Genomic DNA, 24,428 nt, shown 5'->3' with positions numbered 1-24,428 from the left:
TCATGTATCCGCTTCCCGTCGAACGCTGGAAACCGCTGAATCGCACGCTTTACAAGGCCTCGCTGCCGCTTGCGCTGTTTATCTGGCTGCTGCCGATGCTCGCCGTTTTGCTGACCTCGATCCGTTCGACGGACGAGTTATCGCAGGGCGACTACTGGACGTGGCCGAAGCACTTCGCGCTGCTGGAGAACTATGGCACCGCGCTCACGCAAACGCCGATGCTGCATTACTTCGCCAATAGCGTGCTGATCACGGTGCCGTCGGTGATCGGCGCGATCGTGCTCGCGTCGATGGCGGGTTTCGCGTTGGCGACGTATCGCTTTCCGGGCAACACGGCCGTGCTGTTGGCGTTCGTCGCCGGCAATTTCGTGCCGATCCAGATCCTGATGATTCCAGTGCGCGACATGGCGCTGAAGTTCGGCCTGTTCAACACCGTGTGGGCGCTGGTGATCTTTCACGTGTCGTTCCAGAGCGGCTTTTGCACCTTGTTTCTGCGCAATTTCATCAAGCAGCTGCCGTTCGAAATGATCGAGGCCGCGCGCGTCGAAGGGGCGAGCGAGTGGACGATCTATCTGCGCATCGTGCTGCCTTTGATCCGCCCCGCGCTCGCCGCGCTGGCGATCCTCGTGTTCACGTTCGTGTGGAACGACTACTTCTGGGCGCTGTGTCTCACGCAAGGCGACGACGCCGCGCCGATCACAGTCGGCGTCGCCGCGCTGAAAGGGCAATGGACGACCGCGTGGAACCTGGTCGCGGCGGGCTCGGTGCTGGCCGCATTGCCTTCGGTGCTGATGTTTTTCGGGATGCAAAGGCATTTCGTCGCCGGACTCACGTTCGGCGCGAGCAAGGGCTAACCGGCGCCTGAAACACGATTGAAACGACGGCTCGACGTCACCTCACCACGAGACTTTCACATGCAACTTGGTGTCTGCTACTACCCGGAACAATGGCCGCGCGCGATGTGGGCCGACGACGCGCAACGTATGGTCGAACTCGGCATCACGCATGCGCGGATCGCTGAATTCGCGTGGAGCCGCATGGAGCCGCGCGCCGGCGAATACGACTGGCAATGGCTCGACGAAGCCGTCGACACGCTGGCCAAAGCGGGCCTGAAACTCGTGCTCGGCACGCCGACCGCTTCGCCGCCGAAATGGCTCGTCGACGCGCATCCGGACGTGCTGCCGGTGCGCGCGGACGGCACGCGCTGGAATTTCGGCTCGCGGCGTCACTACGATATTTCGAGCGACACGTACCGGCGCGAATGCGTACGGATCGTCACCGCTATGGCGCAGCGCTACGGACGGCATCCGTCGATCGTCGCGTGGCAGACCGATAACGAACTCGGCTGCCACGACACGGTGCCGAGCTATTCGACCGCGGCTTTGCAGCGCTTTCACGCGTGGCTGCAACGGCGCTATGCAACGATCGGCGCGTTGAACGACGCGTGGGGCAACGTGTTCTGGAGCATGGAGTACCCGTCGTTCGACGCGATCGGTCTGCCGACGCTGACACCTACCGACGCCAATCCGATCCATCTGCTCGACTTCCGCCGCTTCATGTCCGACGAGGTCGCGAGCTTCCATCGCGAGCAGATCGACGCGTTGCGCGAGCATGCGCCGAACGCGGATCTGCTGCACAACTTCATGGGCTTTTTCACGACCTTCGATCACTATCGCTTCGCCGCCGACAACGCGATCGACATCGCCGCATGGGATAGCTATCCGATCGCGCGCACCGAATCGATCGCATTGCCGGAGGAGCAGAAGGCGCGCTTCGCGCGTACCGGACATCCCGACGTGTCCGCGTTCGATCACGACCGCTACCGCGGCATTGGCGGCGGGCGCTTCTGGGTGATGGAGCAGCAGGCCGGTCCGGTGAACTGGGCGTCGTGGAATCCGGTGCCGGCGTCGGGCATGGTGCGGCTGTGGGCTTACGAGGCGTTCGCGCATGGCGCGGAGCTGGTGTCGTATTTCCGTTGGCGCCAGTGCCCATATGCGCAGGAGCAGATGCATTCCGGGCTCAACCTGCCGAACAACGAACTGTCGCCGGGCGGTCTCGAGGTGCAACGGGCCGCGCGTGAAATCGCGGGCAGTACGGCGCTGTCGACGCTCGCCGCGCCCGCACGAGCGGCCACCGCGCTGGTATTCGACTACGAGACGCAGTGGATGTTCGAAATCCAGCGTCACGGCAACGGCTTCGACTATCAGACGCTCGCTTTCGACTACTACGAGTCGCTGCGCGAACTCGGGCTCGATGTCGATATCGTGTCGGGCCGGGCGGATCTTTCAGGCTACCAGCTAGTCGTGGTGCCGAGTCTCGCGGTGGTCGACGCCGCACTCGTCCAGCAGATCGCGAGTTCGAACGCGCAATGGGTGTTCGGCCCGCGCAGCGGCTCGAAAACCGACGCGTTCGCGATTCCGGGCAATCTGCCGCCCGGCGCATTGCAGCGCGTGCTGCCGATCCAGGTGCTCGAAGTGGAAACACTGCGCTCGACGCTCGCGCCCGCGCTGTCGCTCGACGGCACGACGGGTCGCGCGCTGCACTGGCGCGAGCATGTGCGCGCCAATGGCGAGACACGCATTGCCGCGCGCTTCGACGATGCGTGGCCCGCGCTGCTGATGCACGGCAACGTGCGCTACGTGGCCGGCTGGCTGTCGCATGAACTGCATCGCACGGTGTTGCGGCAGGCGGCGCGCGACGCGGGACTCGATACGCAGCTGCTCGCCGACGGACTGCGGCTGCGCCGCCGTGGCGGCCTGACCTTCGCATTCAATTTCGGCGCGCAACCGGTGCAGGTGCCGGCGCCGCGCCATGCGACGTTCGTGCTCGGCGAGCCGCGTCTGAATACCTGCGACGTTTGCGTGTGGAAAGACGCGTGACGTGGTGCGGATGTCACGTCATGTCAGAGAGTCAGCCAGGTTCGACAGCATGACGCAGCGCGGCGTCACGTTCGACGTGATCGGCCTGTCGTACTACCCGCAGTGGCAGGGCTCGTTCAGCGACCTGCAGGCGTGTTCTGGTGGGAGCCGGAGTGGATTCCGACGCCGAACGTCGGCTGGAAAGTCGGCGTCGGCGATCAGTGGGACAACAACACGCTGTTCGATTTCCACGGCAATGCGTTGTCGTCGCTGGAGGCGTTCCGGCGGCGTTAGCGCATCGCAGGCGACACACCGGCATTACTGTGCCGGCGCTGCCTGCCCCTTGTGCTGGTTCACGCACTCCGACGTGATCGCCATGCTCGCCTGATCGGGCGTCATGTGGGGCGCGTCGGGGCGGTAGATCTTTTCGATGATCGCATCGACGGCCGCGCGGTCGGACGGGTCCTTGTAGTAGCGGGCGGCCTGGTCGAGCGCCTGAGCTTTGGTCTTCTTGTGGGCGCGCCACGACGCGACCTGGCCGGCGATATCGCCGAGCGCGAAACATTGATTGCTGACGGTCTGCGCAACGGCCTGGGTGGCCGGCTGCGCGACGCACAGCGCGACGAGCGCGGATACGACAACGCGTTTCATTACCGGAATCCTGAGATGAGACGGCGGCGGCGCGGAAGCGGCGGTGGTCGCCGCGCCGGGCCGCGCGCGAAAAATTGTTGCGTAGTGTATCGGGAAGTGGGCTGGGGCGCTTTTTGCCGCGATGGATCACAACGCCGCAGGCGAACGGGCGTGACGTCGTTGCGTCACAACGGCAGCGGCCGATCCTCGAAAATGCTCTTCATGACCAGCGTCGACGACAGTCGCAGCACGCAGGGCAGCGTCAACAGATAGCGGTCGTCAAGCACCTGGAACGCCTTCAGATCGCGGGTGACACCCAACAGCCTGAGTGCGGCCTTTTCTGGTCGACCGTGGACGACTCTGATGCGTCATTCAAAGCCCCGCTTTAGGTGGCAGGAACGGAGCCAGAAGCTGCCACTAGTCCCGCCGGTCCGGCTTTCGACAACCAGCCGGAAGTCGCGTGGTAATCAACTGCGGTGCGATGTCGCCGAGTACCCAGCCATGAAGGCTGTTGTGGGACAATCGAAGCCGTCTATTACCGCTAATCCAGAGCGCGAACGCTATGGATTCGTCATACATCAATCTGACTGCCCCCATCGTCGCTAGCCAGTCAACACTGTGGTTCTCTGCATACGGCTTCGGATGGGGATACTGCGCCTTCGAACTCAGACCGGAGGTTGTTTGCGAATGCGTCGGAGCGGCAGACGACAGCCAGAAGCAGTTGCTGCTCGCGTTTCAGTTGGCAAAGCAAAGGCTAGTGGGCAGTTGCGGAACGCAAAATGCCTCCATCTAATGGAGAGCGTATCGAGATTACTGGCCAGGAACTTTAATGCGCGCCGCAGCAGTGCGCATGCTCGGCCGGTTCAGTCTAACCAACGGTCTTTCGCCCTTTAAGCTGGACTGACCGAACTTGGCCGACCCCGGTCCGACGTAGACCGGCGGGCGTGGTCGGCCATAGATCGGCTGCGTCGGGCAGTAGGCGACCCAAAGCGGGCGGACGTGCATTCGAAAAGCAGACCCTCAACGCCTAAGTTAACCGGGCTGGCCGTAGGCCAGTCCGGGTTGAACGCAATGTTAGGCCAAACGCTTGCGAAAGTCCGACAGGCTTCTAGGAATTCCCCTTGGTTGTTTAAAAATAGCCATAATATTCGGTTAGTTCGATGATCTTATCATCCTTGAATTTGAAGAATGATATGGCGAAAAACGGTTTTCCCACATCACCAGTTATTACCGAAATCCAAGACCCGTCCGCCAATTCATCTATTCTCTCGATATTATACTTGCCAACCAGAAGATCTTTGTATCCTAAACAGCTTGTCGCCATCTTCTCGAGCGGCACATCCACCAGACCATTGGCGGGACGATATTTATAGATCGCGTTGGGCGCAAAATTCTGCAAGATTTTTATGCGGTTTTGGGTAGTCACAGCTATATACATGTCTTCCCAGTATTTTTCGATCAGATTAACAATATCCATCTCCTTCTCCTTAGGTAGGACAACTCAGCGGGATTGCTTTATTCGCACGGTTCAGGAATTGTTGGGACATAGCGATGTAACCACTACCATGATTTATACCACGTACTGAAAATTGCGGCCGGAACCACACCAAGCCCGTTGGACACGCTTACTCTGACTGATCACGTAGTTTCGTGAGCCTTGATTCGCGCGTCGGATGTCCGTTTTCAGCAATAATCACAAATGACTGCTTTTGGCCGCACCCCGTCTGATGCTACCTGCATAAACGCGTACTTTCGCCTCGGCGTTCACGCGGTCCGCACCCACTAGGATGATGGATAATTCGGCGATACGACTAGTCGGTCAGGGAGCGTCGCTATGGCTACTGCAATCAATCCTCCGAGCGTATGGTCACCCTTCGGAGCGTTCTCGATGGCTGTTGTTCAAGGCGACGGCCAGGTAGTCCATCTGAAAGGTCAGGTTTCGCTTGATGTCCACGGACAAGTAGTCGGGCGTGGCGACATTCGGGCGCAAGTGCGAAAAACACTTGAAAACATCCGTGACGTGCTGGGCTCGATCGGCGGGACCATGTCGGACATCATTTCGCTGGTTCACTACGCAACCGACATAGAAGCGTTTATGGGAACAAGTGATATTCGAGCGGAATTTTTCGCCGATCCATATCCCGTTACTACAACGGTCGAGATCCAACGGCTTTATCATCGTGACCTGATGATCGAAATAACCGCAGTCGCAGAGATTCCGCGTCGCAGGTTTCGCCTGCCCGACGCGTATGCGGCGATTGTCGACGATTCACGAGACACTAATCAGTGACCGGTTGTGGCCGAACTTTGACCGATATGCCTTTAATGACAGAAATTTGCGGCCGACCAGCGGAGCACGACAAGATATACGACAAGGGCAGCTAACAGTACCCACGCGAGACCGCGCGACATTCTCGGTTGCGATGCGGTCCCCCTGTTGGCAAAGAAGTAAAAGTATTGAAATATCGTTCCCAGCAAGGCGAACGCTGTAGCGAAAGCGTACACAACCAATACAATGCCGATGCTAGATCCAAGCAATGCGTTTACCGGTAAGTTGTCGCAAGTGCCTAGAAACACCCCCGCGAGCAGGGCCATGCTGAACAGGGTAGAAACAACTAAAGATATTTGCTTTTTCAACGTGCCCCCGTTTAATTTAACTTGAGGCTCATTGTCGACAATCGAAGCCATGGTGTCGAGCGGCCGGTTGTGGCCGATTTCAGCCGGATGCTGTCGGTGCGTGGAAACAATCGGGGACCCTTAGGGCGTTGAGCCAAAGGTCTGAAAGCCAAGCGTCACAGCGCTTCGGACCACTCCGCCAGAAATTTATTTTTAGTGTCGTTCGTCACGACGTGCAGCATGTAATCCGGATCGCCAAACAGGCGCTCCGCCCGGGTGATCTCCGGGATGTCCGACAGCGCGCGTTCGAAAGACTCGATGTTTTGGCTACTGCCTTCCCGTAACGTCGCGAACACGATTGCCGAGAAGTTCAAACCGATCGTTGCCGGATCGATAACCGCGCGATAGCCGCTGATGACCCGGGCTTTCTCCAAAGCCCGCAGGCGCCGCTGGCACGGCGACAGACTCAGACCGATCCGCTCACTGAGTTCAGTGACGGTGAGTCGTCCATCTTGCTGCAATTCAGCAAGAATCTTGCGGTCAATTTCGTCCATATGAAAAATTCTAGCGCAGAGCGCTTTGTAGCGGCAAGAAAGAGGGAGCACCTTCGACAGCCAAAGCCGTAACATTCCCCCCGTTCAAATATGCTCGTCGGGGAGAAGAAGGCTGTGGAAGTGAGCTTGTTGACGGCCTTTTGGCTCGTGTCCTTTTCGTTGGTGCTGGTACCCGGCGCGGACTGGGCGTACGCGATCTCGGCTGGATTGCGCGAGCGGGCGATTGCGCCCGCCATCGCCGGCATGTTGTCCGGCTATCTGGCGATCACCGTGGTGGTGGCGGCCGGTGTCGGCGCGCTGGTCGCCAAGGCGCCAGCGGTGCTGGCCGTGTTGACGTTCGTCGCGGCGGGCTATCTGCTGTGGGTCGGCGGCAATATTCTTGCTCGCCCCCCCGGTGCCGACGGTAGCGGCCGAGCGCGCACCGGGCGCGGCGTTGGACTGGTCCATCCGCGGCTTCGCGGTGAGCGGCCTCAATCCGAAAGCGCTGCTGCTGTTTCTCGCGCTGCTGCCGCAATTCACGCGTGCGACCGACGCGTGGTCGATTCCGGTGCAGATCGGCGCGTTGGGCCTGCTGCACATGGCCAATTGCGCGGTGGTTTATTCGGTCGTCGGACTCGGCTCGAAGGCGGTTTTGCGCACGCGTCCGAGCGTCGCGCGCAGGGTTAGCCAGGTTTCGGGCGCGGCGATGGTTCTGATTGCCGTGCTGCTGTGTTGCGAGCAGCTCCTTGCGTTCAAATAGGCGCGAGATTCCATGCGTTCAGCCAAATAAAAAGCCGCCCTGCGAATCGCAGGGCGGCTTCTGGGTCACCACTCGATCGAACCGTTACCGGTCCGCTAGCGGACACATTTCATTGCACGCTCAATGGCCGAACGATTGCGTCTTCGACGCACCCGCTTCCGACGCATGCGGGCGCGCCGCCTGCTTGATCAGCAGCGCGACGCACGACAGCGCACCCGCGGCCGCGATCGTCGTGAAGATGCCGCCGAACGAGAAGTGGCGGCGCGTTAGCTCGGCCACGAGGAACGAGCCCGCGATGCCGCCGAAGCGGCCGACGCCGAGCATCCACGCGACGCCCGTGCCGCGGCCCGCGGTCGGGTAGAACGCGGCGGCGAGCGCCGGCATCGACGATTGCGCGGTGTTCATCAGCACGCCGGCGATGAACACGATCAGCACGAGCGCGCCGACGTTGCCGGCCGCCTGACCGATGAAGTACACGCTAATGGCGGTCAGCGCATAGCAGACCGCGATGACGCGGTTCGCGTTGAAGCGATCCATCAGCACGCCGGCCAGCACCGCGCCGACGCCGCCGAGCGGGAACAGCGCGGAGATCAGCGTCGCGCGTTGCGGCGTGAGGCCGGCGTCCTTCAGCAGGATCGGCATCCAGTTGATCGACGCGTAGAAGATCACGAGGCCCATGAAGTACGCGAGCCACAGCATCACCGAGCCGACGATGTACGAACGCGACAGCACGACGCCGAGACCCTTGCCGCCGGTTTGCGGCGCGGTTTCGGTCATCGTGAAGCCGACGGCCTGCACCGCGTCGCCGGAAATGCGAGCAAGCGCCGCGCGAATCCGGTCGGCCGGCTTGTTGTTCGCGACCATGTAGCGGACCGACTCCGGCATCTTGGCGAGCAGCAGCACCAACAGAAGCAGCGGTGTGACGCCGCCGAGGATCAGCACGCTGCGCCAGCCCAGATGCGGAATCATCCACGCGGCGAGGAAACCGCCGAACGCGGCGCCGAGCGGGAAGCCGCAGAACATCAGGTTGATCACGGTGGCGCGGCGGTTGTCCGGACAGTATTCGCCCATCATCGTGACCGCGTTCGGCATCGCGGCGCCGAGGCCGACGCCGGTGATGAAGCGCAGCACGGTCAGCTGGTCGATGCTGGTCGAGAACGCCGACGCGAGACAGGCAAGGCCGAACAGCAGCACCGAGCCGACCAGCATCGAGCGACGCCCGAGGCGGTCGGACAGCGGGCCCGAGCCGAGCGCGCCACACGCGAGGCCGAACAGCGCGGCGCTCAGCACCGGCGCGAGCGCGGGCTTCGCGATGCCCCATTCGGTGACCAGCGAAGGCGCGATGAAGCCGATCGCAGCAGTGTCAAAACCGTCCAGCAGGACGATGACGAAGCACATGAAAAAGATCAGCCACTGGAACGGCGAAAACGGATGCTCGTTAATGAAGGTTTGAACGTTCACAGCGGGGCTGCGGTTCATGATGGTCTCCTGACAGCGAAAGGCCCGACACGACGAGCGATTCTTCTCAAACTGTACGCCGTCTGGCAACGGCGCACGATGCCTGCAGCGGCCGAATTGGCCATGCATCGGCAATGAATCATACCCGGACGGATCGGCTTGACGGAATCGCGCCGGGCGAGGAATGTTGTTCGTACACAGAACGGTGATTCTCTATGCGAACGCGCGCCACTGTAAGGAATGAAATCAATCCGGTCAACGGGGGAATACCCGAGTTTTCGCGCTGTCGATGCGTGGCAGGGCGGCGCGCTGCAAACGCGCGGAGAAAGGGCCAGGCGCGCCAAGCTCAGCGCGCCGAAACAAGCGGCAAACGGCTTTGAGACACCCGCGGGTCAGCTCGTCACCGCGGGATGAGCCACAGTCCGCTCGATTCGTCCCAGCCGCACCACGGTCACACCGGGGCGCAACTGCCGCAGCGACGGCATCACGAGCATGCAGTTGTCGTAGGGGGTGCGCACCTCTTCGCCGTTGGACCAGCCGATCACGGCGCCTGCTTTGGCGAAAACCTCGAGGCCGGTGTACGCCGCCGCGAAGCTGAAGTCCATGCTGGTCGCGACGACCGGCTGTGTCACGCGCACGATGCTCTGCTCGGGCGGCAACGGCGCGAGCCACCCCGGCGGCAGATCCGTCTCGTCCACCACGCCGGCCAGCAACAGGAAACGCGCGGTCGTGTCGCGTGCGACCGCCACCGCACTGCGCTCCCAATGCTGGCCGCATTCGATCAGCAGCGCGTTCTTCGGGCTCGCGGCATCGCCGAACCCTTCGTAGTCGCGCATGCGGCGGCCTTCGGGATGCCCTTCGTCGCAGATCACCGTGGCGGGCGTACCGAGCCGCACCGCGAGGTCGATGCCTTTTTGCAGCGGTCCCGCGACGATCAGCGGCTTGCACCGTTCGTGCATCGAATGCAGGTCGAGCAGCGCGTCGACCGTGCCGATCACCGGGCGCATCGCACGCGCGCGCTTCAGTTCGCTCGACGTGCGCGACGTGTCGTCGAGCACCGCCGCCGTCCACACGCGGTTCAAGTCCTGATCGACGAAGCGCGCGGCGTCCGGATTCGCGGGATCGAAACGCCGGTACGCGGCGACGTTCGCGAACGACAGCGTGAGCCGCCCGCGTCGCGGCCGCAGCGCGCGGCGCAGCAACTCATCGACGACGATCGCGCCGCACACTTCGTTGCCATGTGTGAGCGCGTTGATCATCACGTGCGGGCCGGGCACGCCCGAATCGAACGTGTGAACGTATGCGATGCCCGACGACGACTGCTCGTGCTGCGCAATATCGGGGAATTCGACTTCGATCGGATAGGCTTCTCGGCTCATGGCGGCGTCCCTGGTGAATGGCATGGGTAATCTTTCCGTAAGACGTCGCTATGTTCGGCGCCTTGCGCAAAAGACAGTAAATGTTCTTCCGATATGTGCTCACCGTATCCCGCGACATCGACAAAATCGTGAACAGATGCCAACGAGGTGTGGATACGATGCGCACTTTCAGCGTGCGCGTTCGCGCATCGCCCAATACCGGTTGCCGAGAAAGCCCGCGAGCACGTAGACGGGAATGCCGCACAGTTGCGCGAGGTAGGGCGCGTGCGTGAAATGCAACACTGAAACCATCGGCTCGTGTTTCTGCTCGCGATGGCGGTAGGCGTCGGCTTCGTGCTGTTCAAACAGAAGACCTTCGTCCGCAAGGCCCTCGCGCTCGCGCCGTTCGGCGTAGACGTATTCAAACGGGGCTTCGACTTGCAGCGGGTGCTGTCGCTGCCCGTCTACGTGTGGGGCTTGAACAAAAGCGCGGCCGTGTATTTGCCGCTCGTCGCGCTGATTCGCGGCGCCCTGGTGACGCACAATGGCGAATGGTCGCTCTGCGAGCGGCACAACTGTCGATGACGGCGCATCTGCGCGCTGCGCCGTCTTTGCTTCATATCACGCGAGTTTCGCAGCAATCGCCTTGCCGACTTCGCTGGTGCTTGCGTTGCCGCCGAGGTCGCCTGTGTGCGGACCCTCCTTCAGCGTCGCCTCGATCGCTTTCAGGATCGCGTCGTGCGCCTCGCGTTCCTTGCCGCTCGAATGACCGAGGAAGTCGAGCATCATCGCGGCCGACCAGATCATCGCGATCGGATTCGCGATGTGCTTGCCGGCGATGTCGGGTGCCGACCCGTGCACCGGCTCGAACAGCGACGGAAACTTGCGGTCCGGATTCAGGTTGCCCGATGGCGCGAGGCCCATCGTACCCGTGCACGCGGGGCCGAGATCGGACAGGATGTCGCCGAACAGATTGGTCGCGACGACCACGTCGAAACGGTCCGGGTTCAGCACGAAGCGCGCGCACAGGATGTCGATGTGCTGCTTGTCCCACGTGACGTCCGGATACTGCGCGGCGATGCCGGCCGCGCATTTGTCCCACCACGGCATGCTGATCGCGATGCCGTTGCTTTTCGTCGCGACCGTGATTTTCTTGCGCGCGCGGCGCTGCGCGAGATCGAACGCGAACTTCAGCACGCGCTCGCTGCCGCGCCGTGTGAACACCGACTCCTGCAGCACGAACTCGCGCTCGGTGCCTTCGAACATCACGCCGCCCACCGACGAATACTCGCCCTCGGTGTTCTCGCGCACGATCCAGAAGTCGATGTCGCCGGCCTTGCGTCCCGCGAGCGGCGACGGCACGCCTGCGAATAGGCGCGCCGGACGCAGATTCACGTACTGGTCGAACTCTCGGCGAAACTTCAGCAGCGACCCCCACAGCGAGATGTGATCGGGCACGGTGTCGGGCCAACCGACCGCGCCGAACAGGATCGCATCGGCCGATTGAAGTTGCGCTTTCCAATCGTCCGGCATCATCTTGCCGTGCTTCGCGTAGTAGTCGCAGCTCGCCCACTCGATGTGCTGATACTCGAGTTCGATACCGAAGCGTTGCGTCGCGACCTCGAGTACGCGCAGCGCTTCGGGCATCACCTCGACGCCGATGCCGTCGCCGGGGATGACGGCAATCCGGTATTTGTTCGACATGCTGGTCTCCTCCTTGGGGAATGGGTTAGGGATTCGGTGACGGATATTTTATTCGTGGCGCGTTCGTTCGTGCGGTTTGTCATTCCGGCGGAGGCGGGGATGGATGTGCATATTGATCCGATGACTTGAGAATCTGCGCGACGAGGAAGGCGCGGCACGCATCTCATGCGAGGCTGAACGAGGGGTTTTTTGGGATGGGGTCTTGTTGCACAATCGGGCCTCCTTCATTGGCTGTGAGGCACGATGACTTCACTTTCCCTCGGTTCTTTCCATGAGGTCCGTGAAAGGCGGCACGGACATTTCTTCTCGATCAGTCTTTACAGATCGTTCAACCTTCACATCGAATCTAACTGGTTGTTTGACGTTGACCGGTGGTTCCATTTTGCATTTCCGGCGAGCGTACCCCGCGAGTCGCACGATGACATCGTGCAGGGCATGGAGGAAGCGCGCGCAGAGTGGCTGCGATATAGCCCATCCATGCTGCTGTCGCACCAGTCGTACGAGTTGCGCGATATGCTCGGCCGGAGTCACAACCGCTTTCATATGTACAGGATGAAAGACGATGAGGTTGCCAAAGCCCTGTACAACGAGGTGAAGGGCGGTAGTCTGATCTTTGTCCCTGAGCGGGACGAGATGCGCAAGTGCGTGCAGGCTATACGGGAGCAGCGGGAGAAGGCTTCGCGGCCAGCCCCAGCCCGCCCGCAACCGGCTAGCACGGAAATGGCAAGCTTGCTGTATGGCAAGAACCCGCGCGCGCCGCAGAATCTCAGCAATGCCCAGCCGTTCGACTATCAGCCCGACATGCCGGATGGCGACGCTATGCAGCTCGCCGGCGCCGATGGTCGGCCCGGTAACAATCAGGCACAGAACAAGCAATTTAAGGCGGTAGTCAAGGCACTTGGACTGAACAAGGATCAGGCACGCCGCCTTCATTACGATATCCAGGAAGATGACCTTGAATATCACGGCATGATGGAGCGCGCCCTAGACTTGTTTGGAGGCAAATCGGAATGATCGATACAAAAGAGCAGGTAGCACGTCACCTTTCCATTTTGATCGGGCTTGACGTTAGCGGAGTGGCGCACGCGACTGACATGCTTACGTTACAGTTCGGGCCGCTTCGGGAGGTAAGAACAAGCAGAGGCACCATCAAGCGTCTGGGCGATTGGGCGCTACATATTCAGTGTGACTGGCGCATCGAGCAAGGAAGCGCGATCGTTGCGTCTTACTCGGACTTTGCAGCAGCAGAAGAGAGTACGAGAAGAACAACACAACGCATCCGCGATCTCCTTGTGACTCAAGGCCCAATAGCTGTTTTGGATATCGAGGCGGGCGAGGGCGGTGATGCCGTCATTTTGCTGACGAGAGGTATGCGTCTAGTAATTCTTGCGGATGCGATACCAGACGATGAAGACTGGCGCCTATTCCCGTCGAATCCCGATGCTAAGCATTTTGTGATCGAAGGCGGCAAGGTCGATCCCTCGTCCTTATAGTGACTCGGCGGCGAGCGGCAGCAGGTCGTTCGGCGGCTCGCGCGTCGGTGGTAGCGCGATGCCAAGGATAGTCGTAGCCCGTACTGCATCTCGCTTTGCAAAACGCAGGCATTTCAGAACTATCAATAGTGCAGAGGTTATTGATGGCTACTCATCCGCCGTATTCCGTGGTTTTAACCTATACAGAGGACTGTCAACGGCTCACAGTGCAAACCGTTGACCCCGTCAGGCTAGCTCCTCTGCTGGCCGGGAACATCGAAATGCCGATCCTTCTCGATGAGTACGATTTCAAACTCGACGACGAATTTGCGCGCAGGCTCGGCGTTGCAATACTCAACGTGATTGCGCTTGGCCAGCCTGACATCAAGCAGTACATGTCGGTTACGCAAGAGCCGATCGACAAGCCTTCACAGACGTAGCCTGCCGCCAACGGACTCACGCGCTGTGCGAGAAACGGGCAGTCGCGGACTATCAAACCTGCTGCTGCGCGTCCGGTGCGCGCGTCAGGAACGATCAGCTCACGGCCCGAGCCGTGCCGGGCACGTAGCCAACGTGTATTTCAGCGGAGGGACTGAAATAGCAGTGGAGTTTGACTTCGTGAACGTTGAATCATTGTGATGCCTTTTTGCCGCAACGAAAAATGATAGACAGGCTCAAGGACTTCGGCCATTTCCACGACTGGTATATCAAAGCTCTCGTGGTTCCGGATAGGCATAAGCTAATTGTTATGTTGGAGGATGAAGGAAAGCGAGCAACGGCAACTTTTAGCGGAACAAGTCGCTGCACCGTTGAACATTTCAGCGTGGCCAATAACATTGTCTTTGAGATAAGGATTCTCACGCCGGGGGACACGAATTACGATCTCGCGCGCACCATGCTTTCTAAAAGCGAGCGATTTTCGAAGACACCCGGGTCGCAAGTAGCACTAGTCCTCGCAACTGCCGGCGCTGAGCTGGCTGTGGAATTCGAGACGCTCGAGATCGACGCTGGGTAGGCGATTCGTGCGATGCCAACGCAAGGCGTCAAAAAGCGCAATGCGTGATGCATCAAGGAGGCCGCATGATGGTCGGGCAGCCGATTGTGCGAGAGATGAAGCCACGATAGGCGACGGCCCAAAATGAAGTGCGTCGCGCCTCAAACACGGAAAGCAGTGATAGATTCTCCTTCCTCTTGCGGGCGGAGAGCACATTGTCCACCGCGCTCACTTGGGCATTCGTTTTTCAGGGAGATGACCTGGCAGCAGATATGCCGCGCGCAAACGACGCAATGAAGATTAGCCCAGAAGGTTACGCTGCACTGAAGGTCAACGAGGGCGTGGTCATGCGCTATTACAACGATGCGCCCATCAACGGAAACTGCACATGGGGCGTGGGAACACTGGCGCACTTCGGACCCTGCACACCTGCAGAGTTGCAGCGCGCGGTCTTACCTGAGCAGGTGAACGCTATCTTGACGGCGCGCGTTCACGACGCCGAGCGGCTCGTTAGGGCCACGGTCACAGAGTACGCACTGACTCAAGCGCAGTTCGACGCGGCAGTCTCTTTCGCATACAACTCGACGAATCGGAATACACGAGAGGCGTTGGACCCTGCAAATCGGGGCGATATGGAAGCGGTTGCGCAGCATATGTCTCTCAATGTAGTGGTAACCCCACGCGATCGGCGGGGGCGCCCGATTGGCTCGCCGCGCAGGAGCCAGGGACTTGCGAATCGACGAGTGCGGGAATCGGCGCCCTTCAGGAAGCAGCGGCCGTGACGCTCAAACCACTGTGCTTGGCGTTAGCAATTTGCCTGGCTGCCACCATCTGCTTCGCGGCCGGGCCCACGACCACCCCGTCATCATTCAACGGAAAATGGACCGTTACCGATGTGGTCGGATACAGCGACGTTTCCGGTGGCATACCCGAGGCAAAAAGACTGCTCGGCAAGGTGCTGAGCATATCGACCGATCAGATCGAATTCGCCGGCGAGCGCTGTCGTCCGCACGGCGGTTTCAGTGTCCGCACCGTCGATACCGCGCCGAAGCTCAAGGACTATTACGGTATCAACCTCGACGATACGGGCTTGCCCCAGAAGACCCTACTGCTGGACAGCGACAATTGCGCGGCCGTATTCCGCATGGACGCGCATCACGTCGTATTCGGCTGGAACGGCGTGATCGTGCGGGCAGTGCAGCCGTAGCTCCGGCGCACCGTTGACAACCACGCCCCACACCTACCGCGCCCCATTCAACTTGCGCCACAATGTCGTCTTGCTGATACCCAACGCGGCGCAAGCCGCATCGCGATCGCCTTCATGAGCCGCGAGCACAGCGCGGATTTCATCGGCCTCGACATGACGGCTGCGCTCGCGCAGCGTCAACGCCGACGGCTTCGCGCGCGCGATGGGCTCGACGATTTCCGGCGCGATCACGCGCAGCATGTCGCGCGTGACGAGCGCCGCGCCGGCATCCGTGCCCGCGTCGCTATCGGCGAGTTCAACCACGATCCGCTCGATCACGTTCTGCAACTCGCGCACATTACCCGGCCACGCATAGCGCCGCAGCGCCGCGCCCAACCCTTCGAGCATGCGCGCGGCGGTCTGCGCGTCGGGCACGCGCGCGGCCAGCCTCGGCTCGCGCGCGGCCGCCTGGCGCAACAGTTCGGCGGCGAGCGGCAGCAAGTCGTTCGGCCGCTCGCGCAGCGGCGGTAGCGCGATGCTGAGGATGTTGAGCCGGTAGTACAGATCGGCGCGGAAACTGCCGGCCGCGACGGCGTCGGTCAGCGCGCGATGCGTCGCCGCGACCACGCGGATATCGACGCGCATCGGCTCCGTCGATCCGAGCCGCACCACCTCGCGCTCCTGCAACACGCGCAACAGGCGGCTCTGCAACGGCAACGGCATCTCGCCGATCTCGTCGAGAAACAGCGTGCCGCGATGCGCGACCTCGATCAGCCCCGCCTTGCCGCCCCGGCGCGCGCCGGTGAACGCACCTTCCTCGTAGCCGAACAGCTCGCTTTCGAGCAGCGCCTCCGGAAACGCGCCGCAATTGATCGCGACGAACGCGAAGTCGCGCCGCGCGCTCAACTGATGCATGCTCTGCGCGACCATCTCTTTGCCGGTGCCGCTCTCGCCGAGAATCAGCACGGTCGCGTCCGACCGCGCATAACGCGCGACCAGCGCGCGCACCCGTTCGATCGATTCCGACGCGCCGACGATATCGTCGAGCCGATAGCGCGCGGTGAACTGCTGCACACGTTGCCGCGCGCGCAACGTGCGATCGAGCCGCTCGACCGCGCGCGATTCCTGAAACGTCAGCACGGTGCCCGGCGCCGCGCCGCTGCTCGCGAGCGGTCCGCGATGCACGACATAGCTCGCGCCGCGTACCGTGCAGAAGCTGTCGCCCTCCGCGTCGGGCAGACTGCCCGCGAGGTCGGGCGCAAGTTCGAGCAACGCGCGGCCGACGGCCTTCGCGGCATCGATGCCGAGCACGCTCGCGAGACGCTGGTTCATCAGTTCGACGCGGCCTTGCGCATCGAGCGCGACCACGCCGTCGCGCAGATGCTGCAGCAACGTGTCGAGCCGCTGACGTCGCACGGTTTCGCGGCGCGTCGCCTGCGCGACTTCGAGCGCGGTGTCGAAGCCGGCCCGCACCGACGCGCGCGAGTACAGAAATACCGCGTCCATGCCCGCGTTGGCGGCGAGATCGGTGACCATGCCCGGGCCGACCACCACGTCGATGCCGCGATCGCTGAGATCGAGCACGACGCTCTCGGCGTCCTGCGCGGACTGATACGACGCGAACGTGACGTCGAGCGCGTACGCGGCGGTGAAACGGCGGACTTCGTCGGGGGTGTCGCCGTGCGTGACGAGCGCGACGCGCGCGCCTTCGCGACGCGCGCGGGCGAGCGCATGCATCACGTCGTAGCCGGTCGGGCTGATGCGCACCACCGGCACCGACACGCGCGTCTTCAGATACGCGCCATTCGAGCCGCCCGCTAGCACGACGTCGGGCCGCGCGGCGCCCGCGCCTTCGATTTCGCGCACCGCGTCTTCGAACGCGTGCGACACGATGCGAACGTCCGCGCGATCCACGTATTCGCCGGCGATGTCGAAGAACAGATCGCGCAGGCGGCTGATGCTCAGCGCCCAGACGCGCGGACGCTGCGGCGGTTCGTAAAGAGAGGTGCTCAAGGTGGGCGGCTCGCGACGGCGGGTTGGTTCGGAGGCTCCATTATGCGAGCATTCGTTCCCAATTTGAAATTCGCAGTTTCATTAATGAAATCGAGTGTGTGGCGAGCCCGCGTGATTGGTTCGGCACAGTTGCGTCAAATCAGGCACTTAGCAGACGGCATGCGGGCTGGCCCGTTCCTTGCGTTCTAGGCAGCCCAGTCAACGCAATGCGCCAAATTCCAATCCTTTCCCGGAGACAATCCAAATGAGCGAAGCAGACAACAGCACGCCGAACACAGGCGCTTTCAAGCCGAAAAAATCCGTCGCGCTGTCGGGCGTGACCGCGGGCAACACCGCGCTGTGCACGGTCGGCAAGACCGGCAACGATCTGCACTATCGCGGCTACGACATTCTCGACATCGCCGAGGCGTGCGAATTCGAAGAGATCGCTTACCTGCTGGTCCACGGCAAGCTGCCCACGCAGGCCGAACTGACCGCCTACAAGACGAAGCTGAAGTCGATGCGCGGCCTGCCCGCCAACGTGAAGGCCGCGCTCGAATGGATTCCGGCCGCCGCGCATCCGATGGACGTGATGCGCACCGGCGTGTCGGTGCTCGGCACGGTGCTGCCGGAGAAGGACGATCACAACCTGCCCGGCGCGCGCGACATCGCCGACAAGCTGATGGCCTCGCTCGGCTCGATGCTGCTGTACTGGTATCACTACTCGCACAACGGCAAGCGCATCGAGGTCGAAACCGACGACGATTCGATCGGCGGCCATTTCCTGCATCTGCTGCATGGCGTCGAGCCGTCGAAGGCGTGGGTCGATGCGATGCACGTGTCGCTGAACCTGTACGCGGAGCACGAGTTCAATGCGTCGACGTTCACGGGCCGCGTGATCGCGGGCACGGGCTCGGACATGTATTCGGCGATCACCGGCGCGATCGGCGCGCTGCGAGGCCCGAAGCACGGCGGCGCCAACGAAGCCGCGTTCGACATCCAGTCGCGCTACCAGACGCCCGACGAAGCCGAAGCCGACATCCGCCGCCGCGTCGAGAACAAGGAAGTCGTGATCGGCTTCGGCCATCCGGTGTACACGATCTCGGACCCGCGCAACAAGGTCATCAAGGAAGTCGCGAAGAAGCTGTCGAAGGACGCGGGCAACATGAAGCTGTTCTCGATCGCCGAGCGCCTCGAATCGGTGATGTGGGAAGCGAAGAAGATGTTCGCGAACCTCGACTGGTTCAGCGCGGTGTCTTATCACATGATGGGCGTGCCGACCGCGATGTTCACGCCGCTGTTCGTGATCTCGCGTACGGCCGGCTGGAGTGCGCACATCATCGAGCAGCGCATCGACAACAAGATCATCCGGCCGAGCGCGAACTACACCGGTCCGGACGACCTGCCGTTCGTGCCGCTGGCGAAGCGCGTTTGACGTGAGCCCGGAGCGGCACGCATCGCGCGGCCGCTCCGCTGGAAGCATCGAGCAATCGCAAATCAGCAACCCGTCAGCAGCGAGCTAAACTACCTGCACTGCCCGTCCGGCCGCGCGAGCGACGCGCTCCCGGAGGCCGCCGGCACACCGTCCGGCGGCCGATAACCGTCCTGTCCCTACGTCATGAATACTGCCAACCGCAAACGCCTTCCGGGCACCGAACTCGACTTCTTCGATACGCGTGCCGCGGTCGACGCGATCGAACCCGGCGCCTACGACAAGCTGCCCTACACGTCGCGCGTGCTCGCCGAAAACCTGGTGCGCCGCTGCGATCCGGTGACGCTGACCGCTTCGCTGAAACAGATCATCGAGCGCAAACGCGAGCTCGATTTTCCGTGGTTCCCGGCGCGGGTCGTGTGCCACGACATTCTGGGCCAGACCGCGCTCGTCGATCTGGCGGGTCTGCGCGATGCGATCGCCGCGCAAGGCGGTGATCCGTCGCTCGTGAATCCGGTGGTGCCGACGCAGCTGGTCGTCGATCACTCGCTCGCCGTTGAGTGCGGCGGTTTCGATCCGGACGCGTTCGCGAAGAATCGCACGATCGAAGATCGCCGCAACGAAGACCGCTTCCACTTCATCAACTGGACCAAGCGCGCGTTCCGCAACGTCGATGTGATTCCGCCCGGCAACGGCATCCTGCATCAGATCAACCTCGAACGGATGAGCCCGGTCGTGCAGGTGAAGGACGGCGTCGCGTTTCCCGACACGCTGGTCGGCACCGACTCGCATACGCCGATGGTCGATGCGCTCGGCGTGATCGCGATCGGCGTCGGCGGCCTCGAAGCGGAGAGCGTGATGCTCGGCCGTGCGTCGTACATGCGGCTGCCCGATATCGTCGGCGTGGAGCTGAGCGGCAAGCCGGGCGAGGGCATCACCGCGACCGACGTGGTGCTTTCGTTGACCGAATTCCTGCGCAAGCAGAAGGTGGTCGGCGCGTACCTGGAGTTCTATGGCGAAGGCGCGGCGAACCTGACGCTGGGCGATCGCGCGACGATCGCGAACATGGCGCCCGAGTTCGGCGCGACCGCCGCGATGTTCTACATCGACGAGCAGACCATTCGCTATCTGAAGCTGACCGGCCGCGACGACGAACTCGTCGAACTCGTCGAAACGTACGCGAAACACACCGGCTTGTGGGCCGATACGCTGAAGCACGCCGAGTACGAGCGCGTGCTGAAGTTCGATCTGTCGACCGTGGTGCGCACGCTCGCGGGGCCGTCGAATCCGCATCGCCGCTTGCCGGTGTCGGAGCTGGCCGCGCGCGGCGTCAGCGGCAAGGTCGAGAACGAGCCCGGTCTGATGCCGGACGGCGCGGTGATCATCGCCGCGATCACCAGCTGCACCAACACGAACAATCCGCGCAACATGATCGCCGCGGGCCTCGTCGCGCGCAATGCGAACCGGCGCGGACTCGTGCGCAAGCCGTGGGTCAAGAGTTCGCTCGCGCCGGGCTCGAAGGCGGTCACGCTGTATCTGGAAGAGGCAGGGCTGCTGCCGGAACTCGAACAACTCGGCTTCGGCGTGGTCGCGTATGCGTGCACGTCGTGCAACGGCATGTCCGGCGCGTTGGACCCGGTGATCCAGAAGGAAGTGATCGAGCGCGACCTGTATGCGACCGCCGTGCTGTCGGGCAACCGCAACTTCGACGGCCGCATCCATCCGTATGCGAAGCAGGCGTTTCTCGCGTCGCCGCCGCTGGTGGTCGCTTATGCGATCGCGGGCACGATCCGCTTCGACATCGAAAAGGACGTGCTCGGCGTCGATGCCCACGGTCATGCGGTCACGCTGAAAGATCTGTGGCCGTCGGATGCGGAAATCGATGCGATCGTCGCGGCGAGCGTGAAGCCGGAGCAGTTCCGCAAGGTGTATGAACCGATGTTCGCGCTGTCCGCCGACACCGGCGCGAAGGCCGACCCGCTGTACGACTGGCGCGCGCAAAGCACCTATATTCGCCGTCCGCCGTACTGGGAAGGCGCGCTCGCCGGCGAGCGCACGCTCAAGGGCATGCGCGCGTTGGCCGTGCTCGGCGACAACATCACGACGGACCACCTGTCGCCGTCGAACGCGATTCTGCCCGACAGCGCGGCCGGCGAGTACCTGACGAAGATGGGCCTGCCCGAAGAGGACTTCAACTCGTATGCGACGCACCGCGGCGATCACCTGACCGCGCAGCGCGCGACCTTCGCGAACCCGACGCTGAAGAACGAGATGGTGATCGAGAACGGCCAGGTGAAGGCCGGTTCGCTCGCGCGCATCGAGCCCGAGGGCAGGGTCACGCGCATGTGGGAAGCGATCGAAACGTATATGGAGCGCAAGCAGCCGCTGATCGTGATCGCGGGCGCAGACTACGGCCAAGGTTCGTCGCGCGACTGGGCCGCGAAGGGCGTGCGGCTGGCGGGCACCGAAGCGATCGTCGCGGAAGGCTTCGAGCGGATTCACCGCACGAACCTCGTCGGCATGGGCGTGTTGCCGCTCGAATTCAAGCCGGGTGTGAATCGCTTGACGCTCGGCATCGACGGCACCGAGACGTTCGACGTGATCGGCGAGCGCAAGCCGCGCGCCGATCTGACGCTGGTGATTCATCGCCGCAGCGGCGAGCGCGTCGAAGTGCCGGTGACGTGCCGGCTCGATACGGCCGAAGAAGTGTCGATCTACGAAGCCGGCGGCGTGCTGCAGCGTTTCGCGCAGGACTTTCTCGAGTCGACCCGAGCGGCGGCTTGATGAATTGACGTGCGTTTTGCACTGAACGTCACAGCAGAAGAGGGCGATGCGGCTCGATACGCCGCATCGCCCTTCCTCATCGAAGAACAGGTCACATCAGGACACTTTCATGCACTCACCACAGATCCGGATTCCGGCCACCTACATGCGCGGCGGCACCAGCAAGGGCGTGTTTTTCCGTCTGCAGGATCTGCCCGAGGCCGCGCAACGGCCGGGCGCCGCGCGCGACGCGCTGCTGATGCGCGTGATCGGCAGTCCCGATCCGTACGGCAAGCAGATCGACGGCATGGGCGGCGCGACGTCGAGCACGAGCAAGACCGTGATCATCTCGCGCAGCAGCCGGCCCGATCACGACGTCGACTATCTGTTCGGTCAGGTGTCGATCGACAAGGCGTTCGTCGACTGGAGTGGCAATTGCGGCAACCTTTCGGCCGCGGTGGGACCGTTCGCGATCAGCGCGGGCCTCGTCGATGCGAGCCGCGTGCCGCGTGACGGCGTCGCGATCGTGCGGATCTGGCAGGCCAATATCGGCAAGACGATCATCGCGCATGTGCCGATGACCGATGGCGCGGTGCAGGAAACCGGTGACTTCGAGCTCGACGGCGTGACCTTCCCGGCCGCCGAAGTGCCGCTCGAATTCATCGACCCGGCCGCCGACGAAGAAGGCGCGGGCGGCGCGATGTTCCCGACCGGCAACCTCGTCGACGACCTGGAAGTGCCCGGCGTCGGCACGCTGAAGGCGACGATGATCAACGCGGGCATCCCGACGATTTTCGTCGACGCCGAGTCGATCGGCTACAAGGGCACCGAGTTGCAGGACGCGATCAATAGCGACGCGAAGGCGCTCGCGATGTTCGAGACGATTCGCGCGCACGGTGCGCTGCGCATGGGCCTCATCAAGAATCTCGACGAGATCGCGACGCGCCAGCACACGCCGAAGATCGCGTTCGTCGCGAAGCCGGTCGACTACGTGGCGTCGAGCGGCAAGCCGGTGCGCGCGGGCGACGTCGATCTGCTGGTGCGCGCGATGTCGATGGGCAAGCTGCATCACGCGATGATGGGCACGGCGGCGGTCGCGATCGGCACTGCGGCGGCGATCGCCGGCACGCTCGTCAATCAGGCGGCGGGCGGCGGCGAGCGCGAGTCGGTGCGCTTCGGGCATCCGTCGGGCACGTTGCGCGTCGGCGCGCAGGCGAGCCTGAACGACGGCGAGTGGGTCGTCACGAAGGCGATGATGAGCCGCAGCGCGCGCGTGTTGATGGAGGGTTGGGTGCGGGTGCCGCAGCCGTCGCATCCGCCGCTGTGAACCGACGCGTCATCTACAATGGCCGCTCGAGACGGCCGCTCCCATAACGACTCCCAGCGGCCGGCTCAGACCCGACGCAGAGGAGGCACGATGCAGAACAGGCTGGACGCCGACGCAACGAATTCCGCCGGCGCGGCGCGCGATAACGCGCGTGCAAAACGCGCGGTGCTCGTGATCGCGATTGCCCAATTGCTCGGCACTTCGTTGTGGTTCAGCGCGAACGGCGCGATGCGCGATCTGCAGATCGCGTGGCAATTGAGCGCGTCCGGTATCGGCTGGCTGACGAATGCGGTGCAGGCCGGCTTTATCGTCGGGACCTTGCTGTCGGCGACTACCGGACTTGCGGATCGCCTGTCGGCGAGCAAGGTGTTCGCCGTCTGCGGCGTGCTCGGCGCGACCCTGAATGCGCTATTCGCGCTGTGCAGCAGCGGGCTCGCGTCGGCGCTCGTGTTTCGCTTCGGCGTGGGCGTCGCGCTCGCGGGCATCTATCCGCTCGGCATGAAACTGCTCGTGACGTGGGACCCGCGCCGCGCCGCGCAGACCCTCGCGTTGCTCGTCGCGATGCTGACGCTCGGCACGGCGTCGGTGCATGCGATTCGTGCGTTGCTGTCGGGCGTACCGTGGCAAACCGTGGTGCTCACCTCGTCGGGGCTCGCGGTGATCGGCGCGCTGCTGGTGTTCGTGCTCGGCGAGGGACCGCACGCGCGGCGCGCGGGCAACCGGCGCTTCGGTCTGTCGGCGGGCGTCGGACAGGTCGTGCGCATCAGCGAGTTTCGCTCGGCCGCGCTCGGCTACTTCGGTCACATGTGGGAGTTGTACGCGTTCTGGACGCTGACGCCGCTGCTCGTGCAGCGCGCGTTCGCGAGCGGCGCGCCGGCGGCACCGGGCACCGTCGCGTTGTGGTCGTTCCTGATCATCGCGATCGGCGCGCTCGGCTGCCTGTTCGGCGGCAGACTCAGCCAGGCGGTCGGCAGCGCGCGCACCGCCGCGCTTGCACTATCGATATCGGGCGCGCTGTGCGCGATTTATCCGCTGACCACCGGGCTCGGCACCGCCGCGCAGCTTGCGTTGCTACTCGTGTGGGGCATCAGCGTGATCGCCGATTCGCCGCAGTTTTCTGCGCTGTCCGTGAAGGCCTGTCCCGCCGACAAGATCGGCGGCGCGCTGACGCTGCAGAACAGCTTCGGCTTTTTCCTGTCCGCATGCTCGATCCTGTGGTCGACGAGCGTGTTTCACGCGCTCGACGTGCGCGTCGCGTGGCTGCTGCTGCCGGGGCCGATCATCGGTCTGATCGCGATGTCGCCGCTGCTGCGCAAGCACCCACGCTGGTGACGCTCGCGGCGCG

At 62.9% G+C, this 24,428-nt stretch carries 24 protein-coding genes and 3 pseudogenes; 18 read left to right on the top strand and 9 right to left on the bottom strand.

Annotated features, from left to right (window positions below; genetic code table 11):
- Positions 1–2: 2 nt before the first annotated feature.
- From AB3X86_RS17205 to AB3X86_RS17195, 3 genes and pseudogenes are all read left to right on the top strand, one after another.
- Complete coding sequence (locus AB3X86_RS17205) at positions 3–854, top strand: carbohydrate ABC transporter permease (protein ID WP_368596881.1); 852 nt, start codon at positions 3–5, stop codon at positions 852–854.
- Positions 855–914: 60 nt separating this feature from the next.
- A complete protein-coding gene (locus AB3X86_RS17200; protein ID WP_368596880.1) occupies positions 915–2,879 on the top strand; it encodes a beta-galactosidase in 1,965 nt (654 codons plus the stop codon).
- Between the two features lie 40 nt (positions 2,880–2,919).
- Positions 2,920–3,152, top strand: a pseudogene (locus AB3X86_RS17195) (glycosyl hydrolase 53 family protein); the annotation flags it as partial.
- Between the two features lie 24 nt (positions 3,153–3,176).
- Here the strand turns inward: AB3X86_RS17195 and AB3X86_RS17190 are convergent.
- The 3 genes from AB3X86_RS17190 to AB3X86_RS17180 all read right to left on the bottom strand — a co-directional run bounded on the left by AB3X86_RS17190 (position 3,177) and on the right by AB3X86_RS17180 (position 4,965).
- On the bottom strand, positions 3,177–3,509 hold the full coding sequence (locus AB3X86_RS17190; protein WP_368596879.1) for a hypothetical protein: 333 nt from the start codon (positions 3,507–3,509) through the stop codon (positions 3,177–3,179).
- A gap of 164 nt (positions 3,510–3,673) precedes the next feature.
- The gene (locus AB3X86_RS17185) at positions 3,674–3,808 is read right to left on the bottom strand and encodes a hypothetical protein (RefSeq protein WP_368596878.1); all 135 of its coding nucleotides are present in this window, start codon (positions 3,806–3,808) and stop codon (positions 3,674–3,676) included.
- An 809-nt stretch (positions 3,809–4,617) separates the two neighbouring features.
- The gene (locus AB3X86_RS17180) at positions 4,618–4,965 is read right to left on the bottom strand and encodes a hypothetical protein (protein ID WP_368596995.1); all 348 of its coding nucleotides are present in this window, start codon (positions 4,963–4,965) and stop codon (positions 4,618–4,620) included.
- A 40-nt stretch (positions 4,966–5,005) separates the two neighbouring features.
- Here AB3X86_RS17180 and AB3X86_RS17175 point away from each other — a divergent pair.
- Both AB3X86_RS17175 and AB3X86_RS17170 read left to right on the top strand, forming a co-directional pair.
- A pseudogene (locus AB3X86_RS17175) lies at positions 5,006–5,142 on the top strand (integrase); the annotation flags it as partial.
- A 180-nt stretch (positions 5,143–5,322) separates the two neighbouring features.
- Complete coding sequence (locus tag AB3X86_RS17170) at positions 5,323–5,778, top strand: RidA family protein (protein WP_368596877.1); 456 nt, start codon at positions 5,323–5,325, stop codon at positions 5,776–5,778.
- A 502-nt stretch (positions 5,779–6,280) separates the two neighbouring features.
- Here the strand turns inward: AB3X86_RS17170 and AB3X86_RS17165 are convergent.
- On the bottom strand, positions 6,281–6,658 hold the full coding sequence (locus AB3X86_RS17165; protein ID WP_368596876.1) for an Lrp/AsnC family transcriptional regulator: 378 nt from the start codon (positions 6,656–6,658) through the stop codon (positions 6,281–6,283).
- A 90-nt stretch (positions 6,659–6,748) separates the two neighbouring features.
- Here AB3X86_RS17165 and AB3X86_RS17160 point away from each other — a divergent pair.
- Positions 6,749–6,979 (top strand): annotated as a pseudogene (locus tag AB3X86_RS17160) (LysE family translocator); the annotation flags it as partial.
- Between the two features lie 58 nt (positions 6,980–7,037).
- The gene (locus AB3X86_RS17155; protein WP_368596875.1) at positions 7,038–7,397 is read left to right on the top strand and encodes a LysE family transporter; all 360 of its coding nucleotides are present in this window, start codon (positions 7,038–7,040) and stop codon (positions 7,395–7,397) included.
- Positions 7,398–7,517: 120 nt separating this feature from the next.
- On the opposite strand, the gene AB3X86_RS17150 is transcribed toward AB3X86_RS17155, so the two are convergent.
- From AB3X86_RS17150 to AB3X86_RS17140, 3 genes are all read right to left on the bottom strand, one after another.
- A complete protein-coding gene (locus tag AB3X86_RS17150; RefSeq protein WP_368596874.1) occupies positions 7,518–8,876 on the bottom strand; it encodes an MFS transporter in 1,359 nt (452 codons plus the stop codon).
- Between the two features lie 371 nt (positions 8,877–9,247).
- Positions 9,248–10,234 (bottom strand): succinylglutamate desuccinylase/aspartoacylase family protein, encoded by a 987-nt coding sequence (locus AB3X86_RS17145; protein ID WP_368596873.1) that lies wholly within the window; start codon positions 10,232–10,234, stop codon positions 9,248–9,250.
- A 168-nt stretch (positions 10,235–10,402) separates the two neighbouring features.
- Positions 10,403–10,525, bottom strand: a complete 123-nt coding sequence (locus AB3X86_RS17140) for a hypothetical protein (protein ID WP_368596872.1) — start codon at positions 10,523–10,525, stop codon at positions 10,403–10,405.
- A gap of 6 nt (positions 10,526–10,531) precedes the next feature.
- Here AB3X86_RS17140 and AB3X86_RS17135 point away from each other — a divergent pair, with 6 nt between their 5' ends.
- Positions 10,532–10,798, top strand: coding sequence for a hypothetical protein (locus AB3X86_RS17135; RefSeq protein ID WP_368596871.1), 267 nt, complete (start codon positions 10,532–10,534; stop codon positions 10,796–10,798).
- 36 nt (positions 10,799–10,834) lie between these two features.
- Here the strand turns inward: AB3X86_RS17135 and AB3X86_RS17130 are convergent, their stop codons facing one another.
- Positions 10,835–11,917: a tartrate dehydrogenase gene (locus AB3X86_RS17130; RefSeq protein ID WP_368596870.1), complete on the bottom strand. Its 1,083-nt coding sequence runs from the start codon at positions 11,915–11,917 to the stop codon at positions 10,835–10,837.
- A gap of 243 nt (positions 11,918–12,160) precedes the next feature.
- Between AB3X86_RS17130 and AB3X86_RS17125 the strand changes: the two genes are divergently transcribed.
- From AB3X86_RS17125 to AB3X86_RS17100, 6 genes are all read left to right on the top strand, one after another.
- A complete protein-coding gene (locus AB3X86_RS17125; RefSeq protein WP_368596869.1) occupies positions 12,161–12,931 on the top strand; it encodes a hypothetical protein in 771 nt (256 codons plus the stop codon).
- On the top strand, positions 12,928–13,410 hold the full coding sequence (locus AB3X86_RS17120) for a hypothetical protein (RefSeq protein WP_368596868.1): 483 nt from the start codon (positions 12,928–12,930) through the stop codon (positions 13,408–13,410). Before AB3X86_RS17125 ends, AB3X86_RS17120 begins: the two co-directional genes overlap by 4 nt.
- A gap of 143 nt (positions 13,411–13,553) precedes the next feature.
- Positions 13,554–13,829: a hypothetical protein gene (locus AB3X86_RS17115; RefSeq protein ID WP_368596867.1), complete on the top strand. Its 276-nt coding sequence runs from the start codon at positions 13,554–13,556 to the stop codon at positions 13,827–13,829.
- Positions 13,830–14,050: 221 nt separating this feature from the next.
- Complete coding sequence (locus AB3X86_RS17110; RefSeq protein ID WP_368596866.1) at positions 14,051–14,404, top strand: hypothetical protein; 354 nt, start codon at positions 14,051–14,053, stop codon at positions 14,402–14,404.
- A gap of 194 nt (positions 14,405–14,598) precedes the next feature.
- The gene (locus AB3X86_RS17105; protein WP_368596865.1) at positions 14,599–15,165 is read left to right on the top strand and encodes a lysozyme; all 567 of its coding nucleotides are present in this window, start codon (positions 14,599–14,601) and stop codon (positions 15,163–15,165) included.
- A complete protein-coding gene (locus AB3X86_RS17100; RefSeq protein ID WP_368596864.1) occupies positions 15,162–15,590 on the top strand; it encodes a hypothetical protein in 429 nt (142 codons plus the stop codon). The genes AB3X86_RS17105 and AB3X86_RS17100 overlap by 4 nt, the downstream gene beginning before the upstream one ends.
- 33 nt (positions 15,591–15,623) lie before the next feature.
- On the opposite strand, the gene prpR is transcribed toward AB3X86_RS17100, so the two are convergent.
- A complete protein-coding gene (prpR, locus tag AB3X86_RS17095; RefSeq protein ID WP_368596863.1) occupies positions 15,624–17,582 on the bottom strand; it encodes a propionate catabolism operon regulatory protein PrpR in 1,959 nt (652 codons plus the stop codon).
- A 244-nt stretch (positions 17,583–17,826) separates the two neighbouring features.
- Between prpR and prpC the strand changes: the two genes are divergently transcribed.
- The 4 genes from prpC to AB3X86_RS17075 all read left to right on the top strand — a co-directional run bounded on the left by prpC (position 17,827) and on the right by AB3X86_RS17075 (position 24,415).
- The gene (gene prpC, locus AB3X86_RS17090) at positions 17,827–18,996 is read left to right on the top strand and encodes a 2-methylcitrate synthase (RefSeq protein WP_368596862.1); all 1,170 of its coding nucleotides are present in this window, start codon (positions 17,827–17,829) and stop codon (positions 18,994–18,996) included.
- 183 nt (positions 18,997–19,179) lie between these two features.
- Positions 19,180–21,777 carry a Fe/S-dependent 2-methylisocitrate dehydratase AcnD gene (gene acnD, locus AB3X86_RS17085; protein ID WP_368596861.1) on the top strand — a complete coding sequence of 866 codons (2,598 nt, stop codon included), beginning with the start codon at positions 19,180–19,182 and terminating at the stop codon, positions 21,775–21,777.
- A 109-nt stretch (positions 21,778–21,886) separates the two neighbouring features.
- A complete protein-coding gene (gene prpF, locus AB3X86_RS17080) occupies positions 21,887–23,083 on the top strand; it encodes a 2-methylaconitate cis-trans isomerase PrpF (protein ID WP_368596860.1) in 1,197 nt (398 codons plus the stop codon).
- 90 nt (positions 23,084–23,173) lie between these two features.
- Positions 23,174–24,415, top strand: coding sequence for an MFS transporter (locus AB3X86_RS17075; protein ID WP_368596859.1), 1,242 nt, complete (start codon positions 23,174–23,176; stop codon positions 24,413–24,415).
- The last annotated feature ends 13 nt before the right edge of the window (positions 24,416–24,428 follow it).

The sequence above is a fragment of the Paraburkholderia sp. BR14374 genome (assembly GCF_040948685.1).
Taxonomy (GTDB): domain Bacteria; phylum Pseudomonadota; class Gammaproteobacteria; order Burkholderiales; family Burkholderiaceae; genus Paraburkholderia; species Paraburkholderia youngii.
This window is presented reverse-complemented; position numbering and strand designations above follow the sequence as displayed.